We start from the raw sequence: 21,796 nt of genomic DNA, 5'->3' as shown, positions 1-21,796 counted from the left end.
CCGATCAGTTGGCCGATCACCTGGAGTGAACGCGCCCGAGAAAATCTCGCATCAGTGCGGTGACTTCATCGAGATGCGTCTCGAGCAGCCAGTGTCCGCCGCCGAGCAGATGCAGTTCCGCATCCGGCAGATCGTGGAGATAGGCGCGCGCCGATTGTTCCGGCATGTAGTGGTCGTTGGGACCCCAGACGATCAAGGCCGGAGGCCGGTTTTCCCTGAGGTATGTCCGATGCTGCGGAAACCACGCCCGGTTCTCTTTCAGCCCGGCGATCAGGTCGATGGCGATTTCCTTGCGCCGCGGCGTCATCAGCGACCAGTGCAGCGTCCAGAGATCCGGCGGGATGGCGGCGGCCAGAGGCGGCGGCAGGTCGTTGAGGAATTCCTCCTTGAAGGTCTCCTTGCTGATCGCCTCGGCCAGCACCTTCCTCATCTCCGATCGCGGCAGCGACCACGTCGCCTCGATATCCGCATATTTCGGCCCGAGCGCATCCTCGTAGGGAATATCGCCGTTCTGGATGATCAGCGCCACGATGCGCCTGGGATCTTTGATGGCCAGTCGCGCACCGATGGGCGAGCCGAAACGTGGAGGTAAAGGGCGAAGCGGTCGATCTCCAGCACGTCGACGAAAGCTTCCAGCCAGGCGGCGTAGCCATCGAAGCTGTAGTCGAAATCGTCGGGCGTGCCGCTATAGCCGGCACCGGGGAAGTCCGGCGCAATCAACCGCCAGCGGTCAGCCAGGCGCGGCATGAGATTGCGGAATTCATAGGAGGAGCAGGGATATCCATGCGGCAGCAGCAAGACAGGCGCATCGCGTCTTCCGGCTTCGCGATAAAACGTCTCGACGCCGGCAACGGTGATCCGGCGATGCCGGACGAGGGCCGCCGTCGGAGCGTCTCCGGCGGCGCTCACTTTCGGTCTTCCTCAAACTGTTCGGCGCCCTCGACCGGCCGCAGCCACGCTTCCCGGCGCTTGATCCAGAGTTCGTAGCGCGGCACGAGCGGCGTCGGCGCTTCGGAGAGAATGCCAAGCTTGATTTCCGCCTCTTCGTCATTGACGGAAAACAGTCGCGAACCGCAGCTGGTGCAGAAATGCCGGCCTTGGAACGCGCCGGTTTCCCCCGCATGTTCGAATTGGCCCGCGGGCCAGATCCCATAGAAGGTGAAGGCCGAACCGCTTTCCTTTCTGCAGTCCATGCAATGGCAGATCCCAACGCGGCTGGGTTCGCCGGCAACAGAGATGCGCACCTGCCCGCATAGGCATTGTCCGGAAAGTACGGTCATGGCTGACACCCGTTTCGAGGATCTTGCGATGCCGAGAAAACGGTCCGGCTCGGGATCGGTTCCGTAGCAAGCTCAAGCGCGACCGACTGCGGCGGGCGAAAGCGGCCTGCAGCCTGTCAGATCACCACGGTCTGATTGTCGCGGGCGGCAAAGGATTCTGGGAACGCGGCCTGCGCCTGGGCTTCCATCTGCGCCAGCTGTTCGTCGGTGCGCGAGGGGGCGTGGTGGAAGAGGGCGAAGCGTTTGGCGCCGGCGATCTTTGCCAGCTCGGTGCCGTGCTGCCAGGTCGAATGGCCGAAGCCCTTGAAACGCTGCATCTCGTCTTCATTGTAGGTGCAGTCGTAGACGACGAGATCGGCGTCCTTCATCATCTCCAGCGTGACCGGGTCGTGGCTGCCGGGAATATGCTCGATATCGTAGATCAGAGCGACCGACCGGCCCTGCCATTCGATGCGGTAGCCGATGGCGCCGCCCGGATGGTTGAGCATGAAGGTCTTGATCTCGATGCCTTCGTGAGGCGTCAGCGCCTGGCCGGGATGGAAGTCGCGGAAGTTCATCGTCGCCTGACAGATATCGGTCTTCACAGGAAACCAGGGCGGGCTGATGAACTGCTCGACCATCTCACGCGTGCTCATCTTGCCGTCGAGATGGCCGGACCAGATGTTGACGTTGATCGAGGGGTAATAGATCGCCTTGAAAAAAGGCAGGCCGATGATGTGGTCGTAGTGGCAGTGGCTGAAGAACAGGTCGACATCGCTGACGCCGTCGGCGAGCAACGACAGCCCCGCCTCGCGCAGGCCGGAGCCGGCGTCGAAGATCATCCTGCGTTCTCCGCAGCGAATTTCGATGCAGGAAGTGTTACCGCCGTAGCGGTCGAATTCGGGGCCCGAAACGGGAATACTGCCGCGGACGCCCCAAAATTTTACCTGAAACAGTTCTGTCGTCATCGTTCTTCAAACCGGCCTTCCCGCACCGCCATCGTAAACATAGTTTATCCCGATGCGAAGCAGCAGAATTCCACGGGTTTGCCTGTGTCCCCTTTCATTCTCCTAACCGCTAGCGGAAGAAGAAGTAGATTTTCCTAAGCAATCGGCTTTCGCCTCGGAAAGCAACCCAGTATGGTTGGTTTTCGGTAAACGTGCTGTTGGGGCGGGGACATTTTCCCGTAATTCATGCCTATTAGATGGTTGCGCGCGATCGAAAAAACAATTGCCGCCCATCCGACCCTGATTCCGCTGTCACCCGCTTGCGCTAAAACTCTCTAGGCGGCCGAAAGGCAAGGCATGCACGGCTGCGGCGGGGCCGGATTTACATCCAGGGTCAATCTCGGCAGAAAATAGCATCCTCTGAGAAAATTGTGCACGCCGCGGCACGAATGTTTCCTTGATCGCTATCGCCGAAAAGCGATATATCTGATGATACGAAAAATATAAGAGATTCGGTAATGCTGCAGCCTGTCGTAAACGAGACCATCGCCGAGAGCAGTTACCGGCGCATTCGGGCTGACATTATTTTCGGGCGGCTGGCGCCCGCCCAAAAGCTCAAGCTGGAAAGCCTGAAGGAGTCCTACGAGACCAGCATCAGTACGCTGCGGGAGGTGCTGAACCGGCTCTCCTCCGAAGGGCTTGTCGTTGCCGAAGGACAGAAGGGGTTCGAAGTCTCCCCGGTGTCGGTTTCCGACCTCAAGGAGACGGCGGCGATGAGACTGCTCCTCGAGAGCCATGCCTTGGAGCAGTCCCTTGCGCGTGGCGACGTGGAATGGGAGGCGCCGCTGGTTGCGGCCCACTACAAACTGGCGCGGATGGAGCAGGTCATGTCATCCGGCGATACCAGCAGGGCCGAGGACTGGAAGCGTTACGACTGGGAGTTCCACCAGGCGCTGATTTCGGCCTGCGGATCGAAACTGCTGATGCAGACCCATTCGGTCATCTTCGACAAATATCTGAGATATCAGATGGTCGCCCTGTCCTACCGGGGCGATGTCGCCGCCGAAGAACATCAACAGCTTTTGGATGCGGCCTTGCGGCGGGATGCGGAGACCGCCAAGCGGGTGCTTGCCTTCCACATTCAAGGCGGGGTCGAGCATGCTTTGGCGCGGGGGACGTTGAAATGACGACGGATGCTCGCCGGGCCATAACATCAGGAAGAGCCATGCTCAAACAGATCCACGACCCGGCTGAAACGGTAAGCGATGTCGTTTTCCGGCAGATCCGCGAGGATATCATCTCGGGGGTATTGCCGCCGGGGGCGAAGATCAAGCTGGAGCAGGCAAAGGAGCGCTACTCCATCGGCATTTCGTCGCTGCGCGAAATTCTGAGCCGCCTGACCACGGAGAACCTTGTTCTGGCCGAAGGGCAGCGTGGTTTCGAAGTCAGCCCGGCTTCGCGCCGCGAGCTGCTGGAGCTTGCCGATCTGAGGATCGTTCTTGAAACGCATGCGATCGGCCTTGCATTCGCTGCGGGAAATCTCGAATGGGAAGGGCGCATCGTCGCGGCCCATCACCGCCTGGCTGCCGCGGAGCGCAAGCTGCTGGCGGGCGACACCTCGCGCACGGTCGACTGGGTTCGATATGATTGGGAGTTCCATCAGGCAATTGTCTCGGCCTGCAATTCAGAGACGTTGATGGCGACCCTGTCGTCGGTCTTCGACCGCTTTCTCCGTTATCATATGCTGGCCGAAAGCTTTCGCGGAAAACCTGTCGTCGACGACCACCGGCTGTTGTTCGAACTTTCCATTCAGCGTGACGTCGCCGGTGCGACCGAGGTGGTCAAACGGCACGTCCATAGCGGCGTCGAACATGTGCTGAAGAGCGGCCGCATTCTCTAGAGCGCATCGCTTTGAAGCCAGGAAATTAATCGACGTCTTTCGGAATTCCCTCCGGGCGCATCTGTCTTTTCAGCGCGGCGATCCGGAAAATTGCGTTCGGCGCGCCATAGCCGCGATAACCACGGCGCTCAACGATCTCGAAAAAGAAACCCTCTCCATAGGTGCCGCTGTAGAGCTGGAAATACTCGCCGTGCTCGTCCCGGTCATAGAGGATGTTCTCCGCTTTCAGCCGCTCGGTCATGACGGGATCGAGCCCGAAGCGGGCTTCGACGTCTTCGTAATAGTTCGGCGAAATATGCAGGGAACTGAAACCGCAGCTGCGAAGTTTTTCGGCGGTTGCAAAGATGTCGTCGGTCGAAAATGCCAGGTGTTGGATGCCGGAGCCGAACTTCTCGGCAATGAAATGTCCGGCCAGGGTGCGGCGGTTTTCGGCTCCGTTCATAGTGATGCGCAGCCCGCCCGACTGGTTCTCGACGACCTGGCTGCGCACCACCCCGGCTGGATCGATGATGTCGACCATCGGGGTCTTATGGGTCTCGAAGATCGACGTATAGAATAAAAGCCAGGTGAGCATTTCATCATAGCCGACCGTCTGGGCGACGTGGTCGACGCGGAGAAGGCCGGCAGACGCCGTGTCGGTGTCGTCGGTGACCGGGCGAAAGTCGATTTCGGAAAAGCGGCCGAGAGCGCTCTTGTCGTCGATCAGATAGACGATGCCGCCGCCGACGCCCCGAATGGCGGGCAGCTCGAGTTCACCCTCCGCCACCGGCTGGGCAAAGGGCTCGGCATCGAGAGCAAGCGCACGCGCAAAAGCCATTGCGGCATCGTCGACGACCAGCGCCATGGCATAGGCAAACGTTCCATGTACGGCATAGGCCGCATTGGCAAATCCCGCTTGATCGACATTGACGAGGATGCGGATCTCGCCCTGCTCGAACAGCGAGACTTTCTTGGTGCGGTGGACGGCGGTCTGTTTGAAGCCGAGGGTGCGCAGCAAGGCCACCAGTTCGACTTCATCCTGTTCGTCCGTGGCAAACTCCACGAAGCCGACGCCCTTGACGGCCGCCCGTTCCGGCATCGCCGCCCCGGTCATGCTGCCAGAGCCGAGATGGCGGCGCACCTGATCGCCGAGATAGATCAGCGAGCGGTGGCCATCGGCGGCGATCGGCCGCGACAGGCCGCCTCGAAACTGGTCGTTGAAAATCTCCAGGGAGAAATAGCCATCATAACCTGTGGCGGCGACAGCTTCGGTAAAGGCCGTGACGGGAAGGTCTCCTTCGCCAGGCATATTGCGGAAGTGGCGGCTCCAGTAGAGTAGGTCCATGTCGATCAGCGGCGCATCGGCAAGCTGGACGATAAAGATCTTCTCTTTCGGAATCGAGCGGATCGAGTTGACGTCGATCTTGCGTGACAAGGTGTGGAAACTGTCCAGGATGAGGCCGACATTCGGATGATCGGCGCGCCGCACGATCTCCCAGGCGTCGCGGTGGTCGCTGATATGGCGACCCCAGGCGAGCGCCTCGTAGCCCACCCTCAGACCACGCCGGGCGGCTCGTTCGCCGAGCTCCCGGAAATCCTCGGCCGCCCGGTCGATGCCGCCGATGGCGGCCGGCGAGACGTTCGAGCAGACCAGCACCAGATCCGTTCCAAGCTGCTGCATCACGTCGAACTTCCGTTCGGCACGGTCGAAAGTGCGGCTTCTAAGCGGCTCCGGCATGCCCTCGAAGTCGCGAAACGGCTGGAACAGCGTAATCTCCAGTCCATGGTCGCGCACCAGTTTACCAACATCGGCCGGGCTTCCGTCGAAGGCCAGGAAATCGTTCTCGAAGATTTCGACGCCGTCGAAGCCCGCCCGGGCGATCGCCTCGAGCTTCTCCGGCAGTTCGCCGCTGATCGTCACAGTCGCAATCGAGGTCTTCATGTCAAAGCCCTTTCGGCATCCACCGCCAGCTGCGAAAAATCGCTCTCACCTATTATCGCTAATCTCTTGAGGAATTCAAATAGATTGATGCATTATAAAATCTCATATGATTTTAAAAAACTCTGTTGATTTACACGTTCGTCTCTGGCAATCATTCTTCCCACAGTCAAAAGGTGAGGTGGCTGTCCGGTCGAACGACCGCCAAAGAGGAGGAAACATAATGTTCAAATCTATGCTGACGCGTCGAAACGCGATACTCGGAGCCGCGGCCCTGGTGGCTGCCGTCACCTTGGCGCAACCGGCCGCCGCCATCACGCCCGACGAAATCAAGGCCCGCGGTAAGATCATTGTCGGAATTCAAGGCGACAACCCGCCCTGGGGCTTTGTGACCAGCGGCGGTAAGCAGGACGGCCTCGACGCCGACATCGCCACGCTGTTCGCCAAGGAACTGGGCGTTTCCGTCGAGTTCGTGCCGCTCGAAGTCAACAACCGCATTCCGGCGCTGACGGCGGGGCGTGTCGACGTTCTGTTCGCGACCATGGCAATGCTGCCGGATCGCGCAAAGGCCGTGCAGTTCAGCAAGCCCTATGTGGCCAATGCCATCGTCCTGATCGGTCCCAAATCGGCGGAGATCAAGACGAATGCCGACATGGCCAAGTTCAGCGTCGGCGTCGCCAAGGGTGCAGCGCAGGATACGCAGGTGACGAAGAACGCGCCTGAGGGCACGACGATCCGGCGCTATGACGGAGACGCTGCGAGCGTTCAGGCCCTGGTTTCCGGCCAGGTCGATACGCTGGGCGGCAACATCTTCTACATGGACCGGGTGAACAAGGCGCGCCCGGGCGAATTCGAAAACAAGCTTGAATTCCAGAAGCTCTACAACGGCGCCTGCACGCGTCTCGGCGAGAAGGAAATCAATGCGGCGCTGAACAGCTTCATCGACAAGATCAAGACAAACGGCGATCTCAAGGCCGTCTACGACAAGTGGATGAAGGTGCCGGTCCCGGAATTCCCGGAAAAGCTGGAAGGCATTCCGTTCGCGGCGAACTGAGCGAGCGTCGGTTTGCGTCGGTGGCTGCCGATTGCCCCTCACCCTAACCCTCTCCCCGTAAACGGGGCGAGGGGACTTGCCTCACGAAACGCTGGTGAGGGATTGAGAGGATGCGGCATATCCCCTTCGCCCCGTTTACGGGGGTCCGAAGGACGGGTCGAGACCCGCGGCTCGACCCCGGTCGGTGGCGGCAGCCGGATGAGGGGCAGGCGGCCGTCTCCAGACGAATCTTATCCATGAAGGCTGGCAGCCATGCCCGTCAACACAACCGCCATGCTTGTGGCCCGGCCCGTTTGAGGTGCGCGACATGACCAGAACCATTTTTGTGCTCAACGGACCGAATCTCAACCTGCTGGGGGAGCGCGAGCCCGCGATCTATGGCTCGACGACGCTGGCCGATATCAGGGACAGGTGCCTGGCAAAGGCTGAGAGCCTCGGCTTTGCCGTCGACTTCCGCCAGACCAATTTCGAGGGCGAGCTTGTGGAAAGCGTGCATCAGGCCCGCAAAGAAGCCTGCGGCATCATCATCAATCCGGCCGGCTATACCTTCACCTCGATCGCCCTTCTCGATGCGCTGAAGATGTTCGATCCGCCGAAGATCGAGCTGCACATCTCGAATGTTCATGCGCGCGAAAGCATCTACCACAATTCGCTGATCTCGCGCGTCGCCACCGCCATCATGATCGGCTTCGGCGCCCGCGGTTATGAGCTTGCCATCGAAGCAATGGCCGACATGGCGGGAGCAGCGAAAGCATGAATTACAAGCTGGATTTCACCCCTGTCATCGATGGGCTGCCGAGCCTTCTGCTCGGCTGTCTCGGGACCTTCCTGCTTGCCATTTGCGGAATGCTGCTGGCGATCGTCATCGGGATCGGCGGGGTTGCCCTGCGCGATTCCGCGCTCAAACCCTTGCGGTGGCTGGTCATCGCCTTCGTCGAACTGATCCGCAACACGCCGTTCCTGGTGCAGATCTTCTTCATCTATTTCGCGCTTCCGCTCACCGGCATCCGGCTGGATCCGACGCCGACGGCGATCATCGCGCTCGGCATCAACGGCGGCGCCTACGCGATCGAGATCATTCGCGGCGGCGTCCAATCGATCCCGAAGGGGCAGATGGAAGCCGGCCTGGCGCTTGGCCTGCACAAGGCGCAGGTCTTCCGGCTGATCATCCTCAAGCCGGCATTGCGGGCGATCTATCCGTCGCTGACCAGCCAGTTCGTGCTGTTGACGCTGACCACCAGCATCGCCTCGGCGATCTCGGCCTATGAGCTGACCTCCGTTTCCCAGCGCATCGAATCGGAGAGCTTCCGGAGCTTCGAGGTCTACTTCACGGTCACGCTTTTCTATTTCGTGATTTCCTGGGTGATGATGCGCCTATTTGCGGCGTTTTCCGCCCGCTACTTCAAATATCCCGTCAAGTAGGAGGATTCCATGGGTCACGACGAGTTCGTCTTCCTCCTGATCGGTCTGAAATGGACCGTGCTTCTGTCCGCCGTCGGCTTTGTCTGCGGCTGCATTGCCGGGCTCGGCGTCGCTCTCGCCCGCGTCTCGGGCAACCCGCTCTTGGAACGCCTGACCGCCGGCTATATCGCCGTCTTCCAGGGAACACCGCTTCTGATGCAGCTTTTCGTGGTCTATTACGGCCTGGCCCTGCTCGGGCTGATGCTCGATTCCTGGGTGGCCGTCGCGATCGGCCTGACGCTGCATGCCAGCGCCTATCTCGGCGAGATCTGGCGCGGATCGATCGAAGCGGTTCCGCGCGGCCAGACGGAAGCGGCAAAGGCGCTCAGCCTCAGATACGTCTCCCGCATGAGGGATGTCATCCTGCCGCAGGCGCTGCGCATCTCGCTGCCTGCGACGATAGGCTTCCTGGTGCAGCTGATCAAAGGCACTTCGCTTGCCTCGATCGTCGGCTTCACCGAGCTGACGCGGGCCGGCAACATCATCTCCAACCAGATTTTCCAACCGCTGACGGTCTTCGGCGTCGTCGGCATCCTGTACTTCCTGATGTGCTGCCCGCTGACGATCCTTGGCGCGCACCTCGAGCGAAAGTTTGCCGCTTCCGCGCGCTGATCCGCATCCCCTTGTTCTTCGATGCGGCCTTGCCCGCCAATTGTGGAGTTCTACCGATGACCAGCCCCATTCCCGCCCAGGCCGCGGAAACCATGATCACCATGGCGCAGGTGGAAAAGTGGTACGGCTCGTTTCAAGCCCTTCACGACATCAACATGACGGTGCGCAGCGGCGAGAGGATCGTCCTGTGCGGGCCTTCCGGCAGCGGAAAATCGACGCTCATCCGCTGTATCAACCATCTCGAGACCTACCAGAAGGGCGAGATCCGGGTTGGCGGCATCGTTCTCAGCGACCAGGCCAAGACCATCGACGCCATCCGCCGGGAGGTCGGCATGGTCTTCCAGCAGTTCAATCTGTTTCCGCATCTGACCGTGCTGCAGAACTGCATGCTGGCGCCGATGAAGGCGATCGGCGTCGGCAGGGCGGAGGCCGAGGACCGGGCGCGCGGGCTGCTTGAGCGGGTCAAGATCCTGGAACAGGCCGACAAATATCCGGTCCAGCTCTCGGGAGGCCAGCAGCAGCGCGTCGCCATCGCGCGCGCGCTCTGCATGCGGCCGAAAGTGATGCTGTTCGATGAGCCGACCTCGGCGCTCGACCCGGAGATGGTCAAGGAGGTGCTGGATACGATGATCGCGCTGGCCGACGAGGGCATGACGATGATCTGCGTCACCCACGAGATGGGCTTTGCCCGCCAGGTCGCCGATCGGGTGATCTTTATGGCGAGCGGCGCGATCGTCGAGGAAGCCCCGCCCACCGAATTCTTCACAAACCCACGGCACGAGCGAACCAGAAAGTTTCTCGGAGAAATCCTGCGGAAATAAGCCGTTTCAAGGCCGACACCTCGTCAAATTCTGGAGCCGATGATGAAGCCATTGAAGATTGCAGTCATGGGAGCCGGCCTGATCGGCAGACGCCATGCCGAGCGCGTGATCTCCGAGCCCGGAACGCTTCTCTCCGCCTTGATCGATCCGTCCCCAGTCGGTCGCGATTTCGCCGGCAATGCCGGCATCCAATGGTACCCGTCGTTCCAGGACATCGGCCCCGAGGACAGGCCCGACGGCGTCATCGTGGCAACGCCGAACCAGCTTCACGTCGAGAATGCGATGGAGATTATCGCCGCCGGCATTCCCGTCCTCATCGAAAAACCGATCGCCGACGACGTCGACGCTGCCGCAGCGCTCGTGATCGCCGGCGAAAGCGCAGGGATACCGCTCCTCGTCGGTCATCATCGTCGCCACAACCCGATGATCCAGGTGGCCAAACAGATCGTCGACAGCGGCAGGCTTGGGCGGATCGTCACGGTGCACGGCACCTTCTGGGTCGCCAAGCCGGACGACTATTTCGACATCCCCTGGCGGCGGGAAGCCGGCGCCGGCCCGATCTTCGTCAACCTGATCCATGATGTCGACCTGTTCCGATTTCTGTTCGGTGAGGTCGAGGCCGTGCATGCGATGGAATCGCACGCCGTGCGCCACCACGCCGTCGAGGATACATCAGTCGTCGCATTGCGGTTCGCAAACGGCGTTCTCGCCACGCTGACCGGCAGCGATGCGGTGGCCGCACCCTGGAGCTGGGAGGCGACGACGGGCGAGAATCCTGCATTTCCCCGCTATGCCGGACATTGCTACCAGATCGGCGGCACGAAGGGTTCGCTCGGCATTCCCGATCTGACGCTTTGGACAGCGACGGCGAAACCGGATTGGCTGGAGCCGCTTGCCGAAGAGCGCGTGGCTTACGAAGCCGCCGATCCGCTTTGCCGTCAGCTCAGCCATTTTTGCGATGTCATTCGCGGCGAAGCAGCACCTCTCGTGAGCGGGCGGGAGGGCCTTGCCACCCTCAGGGTCGTCGAAGCGATCAAGAGATCGGCGCGCTCGGGGCAGATGATCCACCTCTCTGACGCCGGCGCCTGTGCCGATCCCCAGAAAGTCTAGCCACATGATCACCGGGACGACCAAACTCATCGCCCACCTCGGCTACCCCACCGAGTCCTTCAAGGCGCCTCTGATCTACAATCCCTATTTCGAGAAGAACGGCATCGATGCGGTCGTCGTGCCGATGGGCTGCAGGCCGGAAGACTATCCGGCGTTCCTGAAGCTTGTCTTCCGGCTCTCCAATATTCACGGCGCGCTCATCACCATGCCGCACAAGATTGCGACGATGGCACTGCTCGACGAAGCCTCGACCAACGCCAAAGTCGCGGGCTCGTGCAATGCGGTGCGTCTCGATCCGAACGGCAGGCTGATCGGCGACATGTTCGATGGCGAGGGCTTTGTGCGGGGAGTTCTGCGCAAGGGCAAAAAAGTCGAGGGGGCAAATGCGCTGGTCGTCGGCGCCGGCGGCGTCGGCTCGGCGATCGCGGCATCCCTAGCGAAGGCGGGCGTCGCCCATCTGGCGATCGTCGACGCCAACGAGGCGACCGCGGCGGCGCTGCTCGACCGGTTGAAGACATATTACCCCCACCTCCACGTCACGATCGGCTCTCTCGACCCGACGGGCTTCGACATCGTCGTCAACGCGACACCGCTTGGAATGCGGCGGGGTGACCCACTGCCGATCGATGTCGACCGCATCTCCCCATCGACCTTCGTCGGCGAGGTGGTGTTGAGCAAGGAGATCACCCCTTTCCTCGAGGCGGCCCGGGCGCGCGGCTGCACCTTTCAGGTCGGCACGGATATGCTGTTTGAACAAATCCCCGCCTATCTTGAATTCTTCGAATTCCCGACAACGACGGCCGACAATCTGCGGGCCATCGCCAAGCTCGGTTGATGCCCGTTTCGCGCGGCTTTAGGCAGTTCCGAGCCGCTTGATATTGCCTGTCAGTTCCCCCGCCAGCCGCAGCGAAGCGGCGGTCGCCATCGTCATTTGCGGCAGCAGCAGCCATTCGAGCGTCCAGGCGGCACCCGAGCGTTCCTGTTCATGGACGAGGGACTGGTGGATGCCCGACAGCGCCGTGGCGTTGAAGCGGGCGAGCGCGACCAGGGTTTCGGCGGCGACCGGGTTCTGCTTGTGCGCCATCGCCGACGAGGTGCCGCCGCCTGCGATTTCGATTTCGCCGCCGGCCTGGGCAAGCAGAGCGATATCCTGGCCGATCTTGCCGAGGCTGCCGGAGATCGAGACAAACAGGCCGGCGATATCGGCGATCGGCAGACGCGCGCTCTGCCATTGCCTGCAATCGGTCAGGCCAAGTTCCTGGGCGAGCGCGGCGCGGATGGCCGGGCCTTGCGGTCCGAGCTTGTCGAGGGTGCCGGCGGCGCCGCCGAACTGGACGGGGAAGCTCTGCTCGGTCAGCCGGTCGCGACAGATCTCCAGTGGCGCGCGCCACGCAGTGAGGCGGTCGCTGACGGAAATCGGGATGGCTGACTGCATGCGGGTATGACCCATCAGCCGGTTGCGGCCGAACCGGCGATCGAGCCCATCGAGCCCGGCGACGATGGCGGAAAGCCGGCCGGCAAACAGGAAGACCACCGCCTTCAAGCGGATCATCAGGCTGGTGTCGATCACATCCTGGCTGGTGGCGCCGAGATGCAGGCTTTTGGCCGCTTCCTCGCCGACTTTGGCGCGCAGCTGCTTGATAAGCTCTGGAACGACGACGCCGTCCCTTGCCGTTGCCGCACGCAGACGATGCAGATCGGCGGAGAAGGCGGCGCAGATTTCGGCGATCCGCCTTGCGGCTTCGGCGGGGATCAGGCCATGCGCGGCTTCGGCCCTCGCCAACGCAGCCTCGATGGAGAGCATGGCACGGATGTCGGCCTCGGCGGAGAAATAGGGCGCGATTTCATCGTCGCCGAGCAGGCCGGAGAGGAAGGGGTGGTCGAAGGGCGATGCGGTCATGGGTTGCTCGTTCGTGGTCGTGGCCCCCTCATCCGGCAGCCGCCACCTTCTCCCCGAGGGGAGAAGGGATTTGGAGGCAGCGCCGGCGCCTATGGGCTGTCATCTCGTATGGCACATCCCCTCTCCCCTCGGGGAGAGGGAAGGGTGAGGGGGCTACGGGCGCCGGGCTCTCCGTACAAGCCGCTGGCCAGCCCCTCAAATATCCAAAAACACCGTCTCGTTGGCACCCTGCAGATAGATGTCGAAATGGCAGGTGGCGCCGTCGCGGGTGGCGATCATGGTGGCGACCCGCTCGCGATGTTCGATGCGCTGGAGCAGCGGGTCGGCGGCGTTGGCTTCCGTCTCCTCCGGGAAGTACATGCGCGTATGCAGGCCGATATTGATGCCGCGGGCGACGATCCAAAAGGTGATGTGCGGGGCTTGTCTGCGGCCGTCCTTGAAGGGGACGCGGCCGGGCTTGATGGTTTCGAAGCTGTAGACGCCGTCTTCAGCGCGGGTTGGGCAGCGGCCCCAGCCGGTAAAATTGGGATCGGCGGCGCCGCGCATTTCCGAGGGGCTATTATAGAGGCCGGCGCTGTCGGCCTGCCAGATCTCGACGACGGCATCGCGCACCAAGGCGCCGGCGCCGTCGAGAATGCGGCCGGTGACGGTGATGCGTTCGCCAAGCGTCTTGTCGTTGACCATCGCCGTGCCGAGATCGCTGTCGTAGACACCTGTTATGTCGCAGAAATTCGGCGTCAGGCCGATATGAACATAAGGCCCTGCCGTCTGCGACGGGGTTTCCTTGAGATAACCGAGCTGCTGCATGGTCAATTGCCCTCCAGCCTGTTTTCGAACATCGTCGAGCGGCGGCCGCGCAGCACGATATCGAATTTATAGGCGCGTGAATCCATCGGGATGGTGTTGCCCCAGTCGAGCGGCGCGATCAGCTGTTCGATCGCCGCCTTGTCGGGGATGGTGCCGACGATCGGACATTTCCAGATCATCGGATCGCCCTCGAAATACATCTGGGTGATCAGGCGCTGGGCAAAGCCGTGGCCGAAAACCGAGAAGTGAATATGCGCCGGGCGCCAGTCGTTGATCCCATTCGGCCAGGGATAGGCGCCGGGCCGCACCGTGCGGAAATGGTAGCGGCCTTCCTCATCGGTGACGGCACGGCCGCAGCCGCCGAAATTCGGATCGATCGCCGCCAGATAGCTTTCCTTCTTGTGGCGGTAGCGCCCGCCGGCATTGGCCTGCCAGAATTCGACCAAGGCGCCCGCAATCGGCTTGGCGCGCTCGTCGAGCACCCGTCCATGGACGATGATGCGCTCGCCGATGGCGCTTTCGCCGGGCCGCGCATAATTCAGGATCAGGTCGTTGTCGAGCTCACCAATCATCGAATGGCCGAAGACCGGGCCCGTTGTTTCGGAGATCGTGCCGTCGAGCGAGAGCAGCGCGCGCTGGGGCGCGCGCAGCACGGAGGTTTTGTAGCCGGGGGTCAGCGCCGGCGCGTGCCAGGCACGGTCGCGGGCGAAAAAGGCGCCGGTCTCCGGCTTGCGGTTCGGTAGTTCGGACATTTCTCCCCCTCAGGCCGCCTTTTCGGCGTCCATTTGTGCAAAGGTCTGTTTGGCGATCTTGATCGCATGATTGGCGGCGGGAACGCCGGCATAGATCGCCACATGCAAGAGCGCCTCGCAGACATCCTCGCGGCTCGCACCTGTGTTGGCGGTGGCGCGCACATGCATGGCGACCTCGTCGTCCTGGCCGAGAGCAGCGAGCAGGGCGATGGTCACGATCGAGCGCTCGCGCTTGCTCAGCGCCGGCCGCGACCAGACATGGCCCCAGGCGGCTTCGGTGATCAGCTCCTGGAAGGGGCGGTCGAATTCGGTCGCCGCAGCGGCGGCGCGGTCGACATGGGCGTCGCCGAGCACGGCGCGGCGGGTCGCCATGCCCTGCCGGTAGCGCTCGGAGGAGGCGGTCTCGTTCATCGGTTGGCTTCTCCAGGAGTTGTCAGGAAGGCGCGGATGATCGCCGTCAGCGCTTCCGGCTGCTCGACGCAGGGAATGTGGGCGCAGTCTGGAATGACCTCGTAGCGGGCACCGGGGATCAGCTTCGCTGTGGAAAGCACGAGATCGGGCGGCGTCGAGCCGTCCTGGTCGCCGACGATGCAGATCGTCGGCACTGCGATCCTCTTTGCCGCTTCGGTGAAATCGGCATCGCGGATCGCTTCGCAGGCGGCGATATAACCTTCGACCGGCTGGCGCGTCAGCATGTTGCAATATCCTGAATAGGTGGTGTTTTCGGGCCGGCGGAAGGCAGGCGTGAACCAGCGCTCCATGATGGCGTCGACGATGCTGCCGATGCCGTTTTTCTCGACCGCGGCGATGCGGGCATTCCAGCTTTCCGCCGTGCCGATCTTGTGGGCGGTGTCGCTGAGGATGAGGGCGCCGACGAGATCCGGCCGGCGCTGATAGAGCGACTGGGCGATGAGGCCGCCGACGGAGAGGCCCAAGATGACGGCGTCCTTGACCGAAAGCAGATCGAGCAGGCCGGCGAGATCGGTCGCATGATCCTCGATCGACGAGGGGAGCTGGCCGACATCGGAAAGCCCGTGGCCGCGCTTGTCGTAAAGCAGCATGGCGTAATCCCCGGCAAGCCGCACGACGACATCGCGCCAGATGCGGAAATCCGTGCCGAGCGAATTGACAAAGACGATCACCGGCCGGTCGGCGGGCGCGCCGATGACCTGATAGTGGATCGTTACGTCGTTTATGCGGGCGAACTGCACGTCAATCTCCTCAATTCAGCCGGGGCGGCCCCTCATCCGGCTGCCGCCACCTTCTCCCCGCCAGCGGGGAGAAGGAGATATGCCGCACCGTCTCCGTCAACCTAAACGCCACGTTTGTCACGTCCCCTCGCCCCGCTTGCGGGGAGAGGGTTAGGGTGAGGGGCATTGGCGCCCTCCGTCATGCTCGGGTTTGACCCGAGCATCCACGCGACACCCACCGGCAGCCGCGGCATGGATCCTCGGGTCAAGCCCGAGGATGACGGAATGCGGGGGTCGCTTCTTGCCAAGCTCGCCTTTGAAGCCCATCCAACCGCACACACTCCTAATCGCAAAACTGACCGGTTGATCAGGTTAAGTAAAATGATATTTATAGGCCTTTCGATAACCCTGGAGTTATGTGAACGATGATCGACAGCCGCGTCAAGTTTCGCCACCTGCAGACCTTTGTCGAGGTGGCGCGGCAGAAGGGCGTCATGAAGGCGGCCGAATTGCTGCATGTCAGCCAGCCGGCGGTGACGAAGACGATCCGTGAGCTGGAGCAGGCGCTGGGTGTCGACGTCTTCGAACGTGACGGCCGCGGCATCAAGATTACCCGCTACGGCGAGGTCTTTCTGCGGCACGCCGGGGCGGCGCTGACGGCTTTGCGCCAGGGTCTCGATTCCGTCTCACAGGAGCAATTCGCCGACGCGCCGCCGATCCGGATCGGCGCGCTGCCGACAGTGTCGTCGCGCATCATGCCGCGGGCGATGGAACTCTTCCTCAAAGAGCGGACCTGGAGCCGGGTGAAGATCGTCACCGGCGAGAACGCCGTGCTGCTGGAGCAGCTTCGTGTCGGCGATCTCGACATCGTCGTCGGCCGTCTGGCGGGGGCCGAGAAGATGGCGGGCTTTTCCTTCGAGCATCTTTATTCCGAGCAGGTGGTGTTTGCCGTGCGCGCCGGCCATCCGCTGCTGGACGGCGGCCAATCGCCCTTTGCCGGTTTCGGCGATTACACGGTGCTGATGCCGACGCGGGGGTCGATCATCCGGCCGGTGGTCGAAAATTTCCTCATCGCCAACGGCGTCTCCAGCCTGCCGAACCAGATCGAGACGGTGTCGGATTCCTTCGGCCGAGCCTTCCTGCGCTCGAGCGACGCGATCTGGATCATTTCCAACGGCGTGGTCGCCGATGACGTCGCCGACGGGCGGCTGGCGCTGCTGCCGGTCGATACCAGCGAGACTAGAGGGCCGGTCGGGCTGACGATGCGCGCCGATGCCGTACCGTCGGTGCCGCAATCGATCCTGATGCAGACGGTCCGCGAGGCGGCCGGCGAGCTGTCCTGAGCCTCGGCTCTTTAAATCTGCTTGTGAATTGCCCAGATTTGAACTATGTCTAATTCAAGACAGGAGGCTGTTATGCAGCATGTACGACACAGGGCGCAACGGGAAAGCCTGGAGCCGCAGCGGCTGGAAACCAGCCGGTTTGCGCCGGCGAACCGCAAAAGGCTGAGTGCACCGGCCTTGCGAACCTTCCTGGCGATCGCCGATCTTTGGGGCTTGAGCGAAGAGCAGCGTCTGCTCGTGCTCGGCTACCCCTCCCGGTCGACCTATCACAGCTGGGCCAAGCAGGCGCGTGAGCATGGGGCCTTCACGCTCGATGTCGATACGCTGACCCGGATCTCCGCCGTGCTCGGTATCCATCAGGCGCTCGGCGTGCTGTTTGCCGACGAACGCGCTGGCGTTGCCTGGCTGCGCATGCCGCATCAGGCGCCGGTTTTCGGCGGGTATCCGCCACTCGATATCGTGACCAACGGAACCCAGGACGGGTTGATGACCGTGCGCCGGTTTCTCGATGGCGCAAGAGGCGGTGTCTACATGCAGCCGAATAGGCTTGACGAGGCCTTCACACCTTACGAAGACGCGGACATCGTCTTCCGGTGAGCGCGCGTTTTGCCGAAGCGCCGCGTCCCTCCTACCGGCTCATCCCATCGCAATTTCCGCCGATCGGACTTTTCGATACGGTGACGCGGGCGGCCGATCTCGAAGCCGTAATGGACCTCGTCGGCTGGACCAATGATCGCCTCGTCGCCGATCGCATCCAGCGACTTCCCGAGGATGAATGGGTTTACGGCACGCCGAATGCCAGCATCGTGATGGCGGCGTTCCTGCACGTCGCTCCCGGCGGCATGCGCTTCAACGGCCCCGATCTCGGCGCCTGGTATGCCGCCGATGCTCTGACGACAGCCGCCGCCGAGGTCGGCCATCATTTGAGGCGAGAGGCAGTCGCCCGCAGCGTGGCGACGATGGCGCGCACCTATCGAAGCTATGCGGCCACGCTGATCGGCGCCTATCTCGATATTCGCGGCGAGCAGACAATGCGGCCCGATGTCTATGACGGCGCGAGCTATGCGGCGTCGCAAGTGCTTGGTGAAGAGGTGCGATTGAGTGGCGGCGCCGGCATACTCTATGACAGCGTCCGGCTGAGGGGTGGCGTCAACATCGCCGCGCATCGGCCGCGCAACATTCGCGATGTGCTGCAGGCCGACCACTTCGAAATCACCGTTTTCGCCGCCGACCGGCGCATCGATGTCAGGAAGCTCGCGGCCTAGATCACAACACGCTCCGCCCAGGCCTTTGCCGTCTTCGCCATCGTGGCGAGGTGATCGCCAGCGGAGAAGCCGGAGATTTTCTTGCGCGGCTTCAGGTCGTGGTCGCCGTCCTCGAGCCAGAGGATTTCGATCCGGTCAGAGAGATCGTAGCCCGGCACCTCGTCCCGCGTGCCGAATTCGTCGCGCGTTCCCTGGCAGATCAGCGCGGATGTTGTCAGCCCCTTGAGGTGAGCGGTGCGCAGTTTGGTCGGCTGGCCGGGCGGATGGAAGGGATAGCCGAGGCAGAGCAGGCCGGCGATCTTGCCCCTGCCATGGAGATCGTCGGCGATCATGCTGGCGACCCGGCCGCCCATCGACTTGCCGCCGATGATCAGCGGGCCGCTGACGCCGAGTTCGGCAATCGCCGCTTCATATTCGGGATTGAGCGTTTCGGCCCGCGGCGGCGGCTTGCGGGCTCCGGTACGGCGGGCGGCCATATAGGCGAATTCGAACCTGATTACCCTGAAGCCGACGCCGGCAAGCGCTTCCGCCGCTGCTGTCATCGACGCCGAATCCATCGGCGCGCCGGCGCCATGGGCCAATAGGATGGTGAAGCGCGCATCCTGCGGCCCCTGGAGCAGAAATCTGTCGAGCATCGGCAATCCTCCATAGCGTCATCGGAACCATCTCTACGACCGTGACTTCTTGCCTGAAAGGAGACAGACAATGTCGACGAATGACGAAAACGTAAAGCCTGAGCAGCGCCGCCCCAAAGATGTCAGCACTGTTCCCGACAAGCCGGAGCCTGCCGATGCAGAATCGCTGGCGCCACCGACGGTGCAGCCGGCTGGGGCGGCCGACAAAAGCGAACGGCCGGTCGTCAACCCCGTAACCGGCGTCGCTTTTTAGGGATCGCAAAATTATGATGCCGATCGGCCCTTGAAACCGCGGCGGAGAGGGCGCATATACCAGCCCTGCCTGAAAAATGGATGCGTGGGTATCGACGTCGTCGAACCCTTTGCTGTCCGACAGGATAAGGGCGCTCCCCGCAAGGGTCGAGCGCCCTTTTTGCTTTTCAGACATGCGTTCGCGGAAGCGTTTGTGTCGATCCGGGCGACCGTGACGAACTCCCACCATACTCTATATAGCACTTCGGAATCCCGAAATTGGTTGGCGCATTGAAATCATTGCCTGTTTTTCCGCAGTGCCTCCGTGAAAAGCCCGGCGGATTTCGGAATCCCGAAGCGGCAGTCCTTCGGGATTCCGAAGTGGGATTTTTTCTTGCCGCCGTTTTTTCGCCGGCGCTGTCGATTTTCGCATCCGCCGATCGTCATCCTAACGATGTGCTGCAATCGTGCGGCAACAGAAGGAGGAAATGTCATGGATCATCAGCATCTCGTCCCCGCCGCTGTGCTTGCGGCAAAGAACGGCGTCCGCTTTCCCAATGAGAGCCAGGAATATCGCAGCGCCCGCGACGCGCTGCTCGCCGAAGAGATCGAATTGCGCCGCCATATCGAACGTGTGGCCGTCCAGCGCCGGGCGCTGCCGCCGGGCGGCGAGGTGAAGAAAGACTACCGTTTCGAAGGCGTCGACGGGCCGATCGGTTTCAGCGAACTCTTCGCCGACAAGGAAACGCTGGTCGTCTACAGCTATATGTTCGGGCCGCAGCGGGAGCGCCCGTGCCCGATGTGCACCTCGCTGCTGTCGGCCTGGGACGGCGAGGTGCCTGATATGCTGCAGCGCGTCGGGCTTGCCGTCGTCGCCCGCTCGCCGCTCGAACGGCTGCTCGCCTTCAAGAAGGAACGCGCTTGGCATCACCTGCCGCTTTATTCCGACACGACGGATGAATACAGCCGCGACTATCACGCCATCGGCAAAGACGGCAGCGATGACGCCGCCTTCAACGTCTTCACCCGGCGCGACGGCACCATCCGCCATTTCTGGAGCGGAGAGATGGGCGGGGTGACGGCCGACCCCGGCGAGGATCCGCGCGGTGCTCCGGATCTGATGCCGCTCTGGACCGTGCTGGATTCAACGCCGGAAGGCCGGGCGCCGGATTGGTATCCGAAGCTGTCCTATTGAGGTCGTGGGCCGTCAGCCAGTGGAGCGGTTTCTCGACGTTTCGATCCATTCGAGATTGGCGACCGAAGCCTCCGGCAGCGGTGACGGATCGACCTCGTAGACATAGCCGGCGAGCATGTCGGCGGCGCGTTCGGCTGCCTTGATCTTCGCCTCGGTTTCCGCGACCGCCTTGCCAATCGCTTCGATGCGGGCGCGGAACATGTGAGCGAGCACATCGCGGCCGGACTGTTTTTCGAGCCGTTCCAGATGCAGGCCGATGCGCGAGGCGTGGCGTTCCAACTCGCTCTTGCTGAACCGCGCCTTGCGCAGTTCCTCGGAAAGGCTTTCCTGCATGACGGCGACGGGATCGAAACTTCCGGGCACGCGCTCGTCGAGCACGGCGTCGGTGACGAGCTTTTCGATCATGACGAGCGCCTGCAACTCGGCGGCGTCGGCGAGTTCGACGTCATAGCCGGTATCGTCATAAACCTTGCGGCGGACGGGATCGAGAAGCAGCCCATAGGCTTTCTGCAACTTGTCGAAAGCCTCTGTATCCCCGCCCGAATCGGGGTGGGCGACCTTGGCCAGACGCCGATAGGCGGCCTTCAGCTGCGCTTCGTTCGCATCGCGTTCAACGCCGAGAATATCGTATGGATCCGTCACGCCTGCTCCCCTGCTGCCCCTGGGTATCGCGGGCAGTCTAGGTCTTCTTCTGCATCAGAAAGGCGAAGTTTAGACCGAAAGCAGGAATGACGTCCATGGCCCGAAATAGCAACGGTTCACGCGAATACCCGGGCCGTTTTTCGATTGTCCATGTTTTTCAAGCTGTTGGACCAAGATCAGCCGGCGGCGATCGAAGCGACATAACATGTCGCGTCACCATCGATTTTGAGTTCGGTTCCCGCCGCATCCGTCATCAGCAGCGCGTCGCCGACCGCAAGCCTGCCGGTCTCGTCGCCCTGCCGGAACGACAGGCTGCCGCGGTGGCAGAGCAACAAGCATGTCGACGCCGTCAGCGGCAGGGTCCTGCCGCCATCGATTTCGAGCCGCACCAGCGTGTGAACAAGCCCCGCGCGGCGGGTCATGACATTGAGATCGGTGATCGCGCCGTCCTGGAGGCTGGCCGCGACCGGGATATCCGCCGGGAAGGCGAGGGGATCGCTCGCCGTCGTCAGCAGCGCCGGCGCCCTGCCTTTGATGTCGAGCGTCATGCCGTTGCCGTTAAGGATCGCCAGCGTGCGGTCGATGCCGGGAAAGATCGAGAACGGCCCGTCCGTTGCAACAGTCGCCATGCTGACGCGCCAGTCGAAGCCGGCAAGGCCGGCATCTTCGGGCGAAACGGCGATCTCCACCGTTTCGCCGCCACCGTTTTTCCACGGCATGCGCTTGTGGTCGCCGGCGCGCAGGATCCGCATGA

At 62.3% G+C, this 21,796-nt stretch carries 25 protein-coding genes and 1 pseudogene; 14 read left to right on the top strand and 12 right to left on the bottom strand.

All coding sequences use genetic code 11. The features are described 5' to 3' along the window. Window positions 1–16: 16 nt before the first annotated feature. The 3 genes and pseudogenes from K6N12_RS01360 to K6N12_RS01350 form a co-directional block, all read right to left on the bottom strand. Window positions 17–909: pseudogene (locus tag K6N12_RS01360) on the bottom strand (alpha/beta fold hydrolase). Continuing rightward, window positions 906–1,280, bottom strand: coding sequence for a GFA family protein (locus K6N12_RS01355; RefSeq protein WP_222148597.1), 375 nt, complete (start codon window positions 1,278–1,280; stop codon window positions 906–908). Before K6N12_RS01355 ends, K6N12_RS01360 begins: the two are co-directional and overlap by 4 nt. A 116-nt stretch (window positions 1,281–1,396) precedes the next feature. Then, window positions 1,397–2,227, bottom strand: coding sequence for an MBL fold metallo-hydrolase (locus tag K6N12_RS01350; RefSeq protein WP_222148596.1), 831 nt, complete (start codon window positions 2,225–2,227; stop codon window positions 1,397–1,399). 497 nt (window positions 2,228–2,724) lie between these two features. Here K6N12_RS01350 and K6N12_RS01345 point away from each other — a divergent pair, with 497 nt between their 5' ends. Both K6N12_RS01345 and K6N12_RS01340 read left to right on the top strand, forming a co-directional pair. Further along, on the top strand, window positions 2,725–3,393 hold the full coding sequence (locus tag K6N12_RS01345) for a GntR family transcriptional regulator (protein ID WP_054184068.1): 669 nt from the start codon (window positions 2,725–2,727) through the stop codon (window positions 3,391–3,393). 38 nt (window positions 3,394–3,431) lie between these two features. Beyond that, window positions 3,432–4,106: a GntR family transcriptional regulator gene (locus tag K6N12_RS01340; RefSeq protein ID WP_012555316.1), complete on the top strand. Its 675-nt coding sequence runs from the start codon at window positions 3,432–3,434 to the stop codon at window positions 4,104–4,106. A 25-nt stretch (window positions 4,107–4,131) separates the two neighbouring features. Here the strand turns inward: K6N12_RS01340 and K6N12_RS01335 are convergent, their stop codons facing one another. After that, the gene (locus K6N12_RS01335; protein ID WP_222134874.1) at window positions 4,132–6,027 is read right to left on the bottom strand and encodes a bifunctional sugar phosphate isomerase/epimerase/4-hydroxyphenylpyruvate dioxygenase family protein; all 1,896 of its coding nucleotides are present in this window, start codon (window positions 6,025–6,027) and stop codon (window positions 4,132–4,134) included. Window positions 6,028–6,247: 220 nt separating this feature from the next. Between K6N12_RS01335 and K6N12_RS01330 the strand changes: the two genes are divergently transcribed. The 7 genes from K6N12_RS01330 (at window position 6,248) to K6N12_RS01300 (ending at window position 11,917) form a co-directional block, all read left to right on the top strand. After that, on the top strand, window positions 6,248–7,078 hold the full coding sequence (locus K6N12_RS01330) for a transporter substrate-binding domain-containing protein (RefSeq protein WP_183777912.1): 831 nt from the start codon (window positions 6,248–6,250) through the stop codon (window positions 7,076–7,078). A gap of 307 nt (window positions 7,079–7,385) precedes the next feature. Further along, window positions 7,386–7,835 carry a type II 3-dehydroquinate dehydratase gene (locus K6N12_RS01325; protein ID WP_097625750.1) on the top strand — a complete coding sequence of 150 codons (450 nt, stop codon included), beginning with the start codon at window positions 7,386–7,388 and terminating at the stop codon, window positions 7,833–7,835. Continuing rightward, a complete protein-coding gene (locus K6N12_RS01320) occupies window positions 7,832–8,500 on the top strand; it encodes an amino acid ABC transporter permease (protein WP_012555312.1) in 669 nt (222 codons plus the stop codon). The genes K6N12_RS01325 and K6N12_RS01320 overlap by 4 nt, the downstream gene beginning before the upstream one ends. A 9-nt stretch (window positions 8,501–8,509) precedes the next feature. Then, complete coding sequence (locus K6N12_RS01315; RefSeq protein WP_222148595.1) at window positions 8,510–9,151, top strand: amino acid ABC transporter permease; 642 nt, start codon at window positions 8,510–8,512, stop codon at window positions 9,149–9,151. A 56-nt stretch (window positions 9,152–9,207) separates the two neighbouring features. Next, window positions 9,208–9,972 carry an amino acid ABC transporter ATP-binding protein gene (locus K6N12_RS01310; protein ID WP_281424295.1) on the top strand — a complete coding sequence of 255 codons (765 nt, stop codon included), beginning with the start codon at window positions 9,208–9,210 and terminating at the stop codon, window positions 9,970–9,972. 42 nt (window positions 9,973–10,014) lie between these two features. Beyond that, a complete protein-coding gene (locus tag K6N12_RS01305; RefSeq protein ID WP_183854675.1) occupies window positions 10,015–11,082 on the top strand; it encodes a Gfo/Idh/MocA family protein in 1,068 nt (355 codons plus the stop codon). Window positions 11,083–11,086: 4 nt separating this feature from the next. Continuing rightward, a complete protein-coding gene (locus tag K6N12_RS01300; protein ID WP_183777916.1) occupies window positions 11,087–11,917 on the top strand; it encodes a shikimate dehydrogenase family protein in 831 nt (276 codons plus the stop codon). A gap of 18 nt (window positions 11,918–11,935) precedes the next feature. Here the strand turns inward: K6N12_RS01300 and K6N12_RS01295 are convergent, their stop codons facing one another. The 5 genes from K6N12_RS01295 to pcaD all read right to left on the bottom strand — a co-directional run bounded on the left by K6N12_RS01295 (window position 11,936) and on the right by pcaD (window position 15,752). Continuing rightward, on the bottom strand, window positions 11,936–12,982 hold the full coding sequence (locus tag K6N12_RS01295) for a 3-carboxy-cis,cis-muconate cycloisomerase (protein WP_222148594.1): 1,047 nt from the start codon (window positions 12,980–12,982) through the stop codon (window positions 11,936–11,938). Between the two features lie 195 nt (window positions 12,983–13,177). Then, complete coding sequence (gene pcaG, locus K6N12_RS01290; protein ID WP_131711581.1) at window positions 13,178–13,789, bottom strand: protocatechuate 3,4-dioxygenase subunit alpha; 612 nt, start codon at window positions 13,787–13,789, stop codon at window positions 13,178–13,180. A 2-nt stretch (window positions 13,790–13,791) separates the two neighbouring features. Then, complete coding sequence (gene pcaH, locus K6N12_RS01285) at window positions 13,792–14,541, bottom strand: protocatechuate 3,4-dioxygenase subunit beta (protein ID WP_222148593.1); 750 nt, start codon at window positions 14,539–14,541, stop codon at window positions 13,792–13,794. A gap of 9 nt (window positions 14,542–14,550) precedes the next feature. Continuing rightward, entirely contained in the window at window positions 14,551–14,952 is a 402-nt protein-coding gene (gene pcaC / locus K6N12_RS01280) for a 4-carboxymuconolactone decarboxylase (protein ID WP_183777918.1), read from the bottom strand. After that, complete coding sequence (gene pcaD, locus K6N12_RS01275) at window positions 14,949–15,752, bottom strand: 3-oxoadipate enol-lactonase (protein WP_222148592.1); 804 nt, start codon at window positions 15,750–15,752, stop codon at window positions 14,949–14,951. The genes pcaC and pcaD overlap by 4 nt, the downstream gene beginning before the upstream one ends. A gap of 404 nt (window positions 15,753–16,156) precedes the next feature. Between pcaD and pcaQ the strand changes: the two genes are divergently transcribed. From pcaQ to K6N12_RS01260, 3 genes are all read left to right on the top strand, one after another. Further along, window positions 16,157–17,074: a pca operon transcription factor PcaQ gene (pcaQ, locus tag K6N12_RS01270; RefSeq protein ID WP_222148591.1), complete on the top strand. Its 918-nt coding sequence runs from the start codon at window positions 16,157–16,159 to the stop codon at window positions 17,072–17,074. Between the two features lie 72 nt (window positions 17,075–17,146). Continuing rightward, window positions 17,147–17,671 (top strand): MbcA/ParS/Xre antitoxin family protein, encoded by a 525-nt coding sequence (locus K6N12_RS01265; RefSeq protein ID WP_222148590.1) that lies wholly within the window; start codon window positions 17,147–17,149, stop codon window positions 17,669–17,671. Further along, a complete protein-coding gene (locus K6N12_RS01260) occupies window positions 17,668–18,339 on the top strand; it encodes an RES family NAD+ phosphorylase (protein WP_222148589.1) in 672 nt (223 codons plus the stop codon). Before K6N12_RS01265 ends, K6N12_RS01260 begins: the two co-directional genes overlap by 4 nt. Here K6N12_RS01260 and K6N12_RS01255 read toward each other — a convergent pair. Further along, on the bottom strand, window positions 18,336–18,974 hold the full coding sequence (locus tag K6N12_RS01255; protein ID WP_222148588.1) for an alpha/beta hydrolase family protein: 639 nt from the start codon (window positions 18,972–18,974) through the stop codon (window positions 18,336–18,338). The two genes, K6N12_RS01260 and K6N12_RS01255, sit on opposite strands and share 4 nt — an antisense overlap. 70 nt (window positions 18,975–19,044) lie before the next feature. Here K6N12_RS01255 and K6N12_RS01250 point away from each other — a divergent pair, with 70 nt between their 5' ends. Then, on the top strand, window positions 19,045–19,227 hold the full coding sequence (locus tag K6N12_RS01250; RefSeq protein WP_222148587.1) for a hypothetical protein: 183 nt from the start codon (window positions 19,045–19,047) through the stop codon (window positions 19,225–19,227). A gap of 471 nt (window positions 19,228–19,698) precedes the next feature. Beyond that, the gene (locus K6N12_RS01245) at window positions 19,699–20,400 is read left to right on the top strand and encodes a DUF899 family protein (RefSeq protein ID WP_222148586.1); all 702 of its coding nucleotides are present in this window, start codon (window positions 19,699–19,701) and stop codon (window positions 20,398–20,400) included. A gap of 12 nt (window positions 20,401–20,412) precedes the next feature. Here K6N12_RS01245 and K6N12_RS01240 read toward each other — a convergent pair whose 3' ends face one another. Together K6N12_RS01240 and K6N12_RS01235 are read right to left on the bottom strand one after the other, a co-directional pair. Next, window positions 20,413–21,042 (bottom strand): J domain-containing protein, encoded by a 630-nt coding sequence (locus K6N12_RS01240; protein WP_183777926.1) that lies wholly within the window; start codon window positions 21,040–21,042, stop codon window positions 20,413–20,415. Between the two features lie 176 nt (window positions 21,043–21,218). Further along, on the bottom strand, window positions 21,219–21,794 hold the full coding sequence (locus tag K6N12_RS01235; RefSeq protein ID WP_222148585.1) for a HutD/Ves family protein: 576 nt from the start codon (window positions 21,792–21,794) through the stop codon (window positions 21,219–21,221). Window positions 21,795–21,796: the final 2 nt, after the last annotated feature.

Source organism: Rhizobium redzepovicii, assembly GCF_019793435.1.
Taxonomy (GTDB): domain Bacteria; phylum Pseudomonadota; class Alphaproteobacteria; order Rhizobiales; family Rhizobiaceae; genus Rhizobium; species Rhizobium redzepovicii.
Note: the sequence above shows the minus strand (reverse complement) of the source record. Positions and strands in the feature narration are given on the sequence as shown.

Coding starts and splice junctions, on each gene's coding strand:
- K6N12_RS01355 (WP_222148597.1), bottom strand. CDS start 1,280: ATGACCGTACTTTCCGGACAATGCCTATGCGGGCAGGTGCGCATCTCT.
- K6N12_RS01350 (WP_222148596.1), bottom strand. CDS start 2,227: ATGACGACAGAACTGTTTCAGGTAAAATTTTGGGGCGTCCGCGGCAGT.
- K6N12_RS01345 (WP_054184068.1), top strand. CDS start 2,725: ATGCTGCAGCCTGTCGTAAACGAGACCATCGCCGAGAGCAGTTACCGG.
- K6N12_RS01340 (WP_012555316.1), top strand. CDS start 3,432: ATGCTCAAACAGATCCACGACCCGGCTGAAACGGTAAGCGATGTCGTT.
- K6N12_RS01335 (WP_222134874.1), bottom strand. CDS start 6,027: ATGAAGACCTCGATTGCGACTGTGACGATCAGCGGCGAACTGCCGGAG.
- K6N12_RS01330 (WP_183777912.1), top strand. CDS start 6,248: ATGTTCAAATCTATGCTGACGCGTCGAAACGCGATACTCGGAGCCGCG.
- K6N12_RS01325 (WP_097625750.1), top strand. CDS start 7,386: ATGACCAGAACCATTTTTGTGCTCAACGGACCGAATCTCAACCTGCTG.
- K6N12_RS01320 (WP_012555312.1), top strand. CDS start 7,832: ATGAATTACAAGCTGGATTTCACCCCTGTCATCGATGGGCTGCCGAGC.
- K6N12_RS01315 (WP_222148595.1), top strand. CDS start 8,510: ATGGGTCACGACGAGTTCGTCTTCCTCCTGATCGGTCTGAAATGGACC.
- K6N12_RS01310 (WP_281424295.1), top strand. CDS start 9,208: ATGACCAGCCCCATTCCCGCCCAGGCCGCGGAAACCATGATCACCATG.
- K6N12_RS01305 (WP_183854675.1), top strand. CDS start 10,015: ATGAAGCCATTGAAGATTGCAGTCATGGGAGCCGGCCTGATCGGCAGA.
- K6N12_RS01300 (WP_183777916.1), top strand. CDS start 11,087: ATGATCACCGGGACGACCAAACTCATCGCCCACCTCGGCTACCCCACC.
- K6N12_RS01295 (WP_222148594.1), bottom strand. CDS start 12,982: ATGACCGCATCGCCCTTCGACCACCCCTTCCTCTCCGGCCTGCTCGGC.
- pcaG (WP_131711581.1), bottom strand. CDS start 13,789: ATGCAGCAGCTCGGTTATCTCAAGGAAACCCCGTCGCAGACGGCAGGG.
- pcaH (WP_222148593.1), bottom strand. CDS start 14,541: ATGTCCGAACTACCGAACCGCAAGCCGGAGACCGGCGCCTTTTTCGCC.
- pcaC (WP_183777918.1), bottom strand. CDS start 14,952: ATGAACGAGACCGCCTCCTCCGAGCGCTACCGGCAGGGCATGGCGACC.
- pcaQ (WP_222148591.1), top strand. CDS start 16,157: ATGATCGACAGCCGCGTCAAGTTTCGCCACCTGCAGACCTTTGTCGAG.
- K6N12_RS01265 (WP_222148590.1), top strand. CDS start 17,147: ATGCAGCATGTACGACACAGGGCGCAACGGGAAAGCCTGGAGCCGCAG.
- K6N12_RS01255 (WP_222148588.1), bottom strand. CDS start 18,974: ATGCTCGACAGATTTCTGCTCCAGGGGCCGCAGGATGCGCGCTTCACC.
- K6N12_RS01250 (WP_222148587.1), top strand. CDS start 19,045: ATGTCGACGAATGACGAAAACGTAAAGCCTGAGCAGCGCCGCCCCAAA.
- K6N12_RS01245 (WP_222148586.1), top strand. CDS start 19,699: ATGGATCATCAGCATCTCGTCCCCGCCGCTGTGCTTGCGGCAAAGAAC.
- K6N12_RS01235 (WP_222148585.1), bottom strand. CDS start 21,794: ATGCGGATCCTGCGCGCCGGCGACCACAAGCGCATGCCGTGGAAAAAC.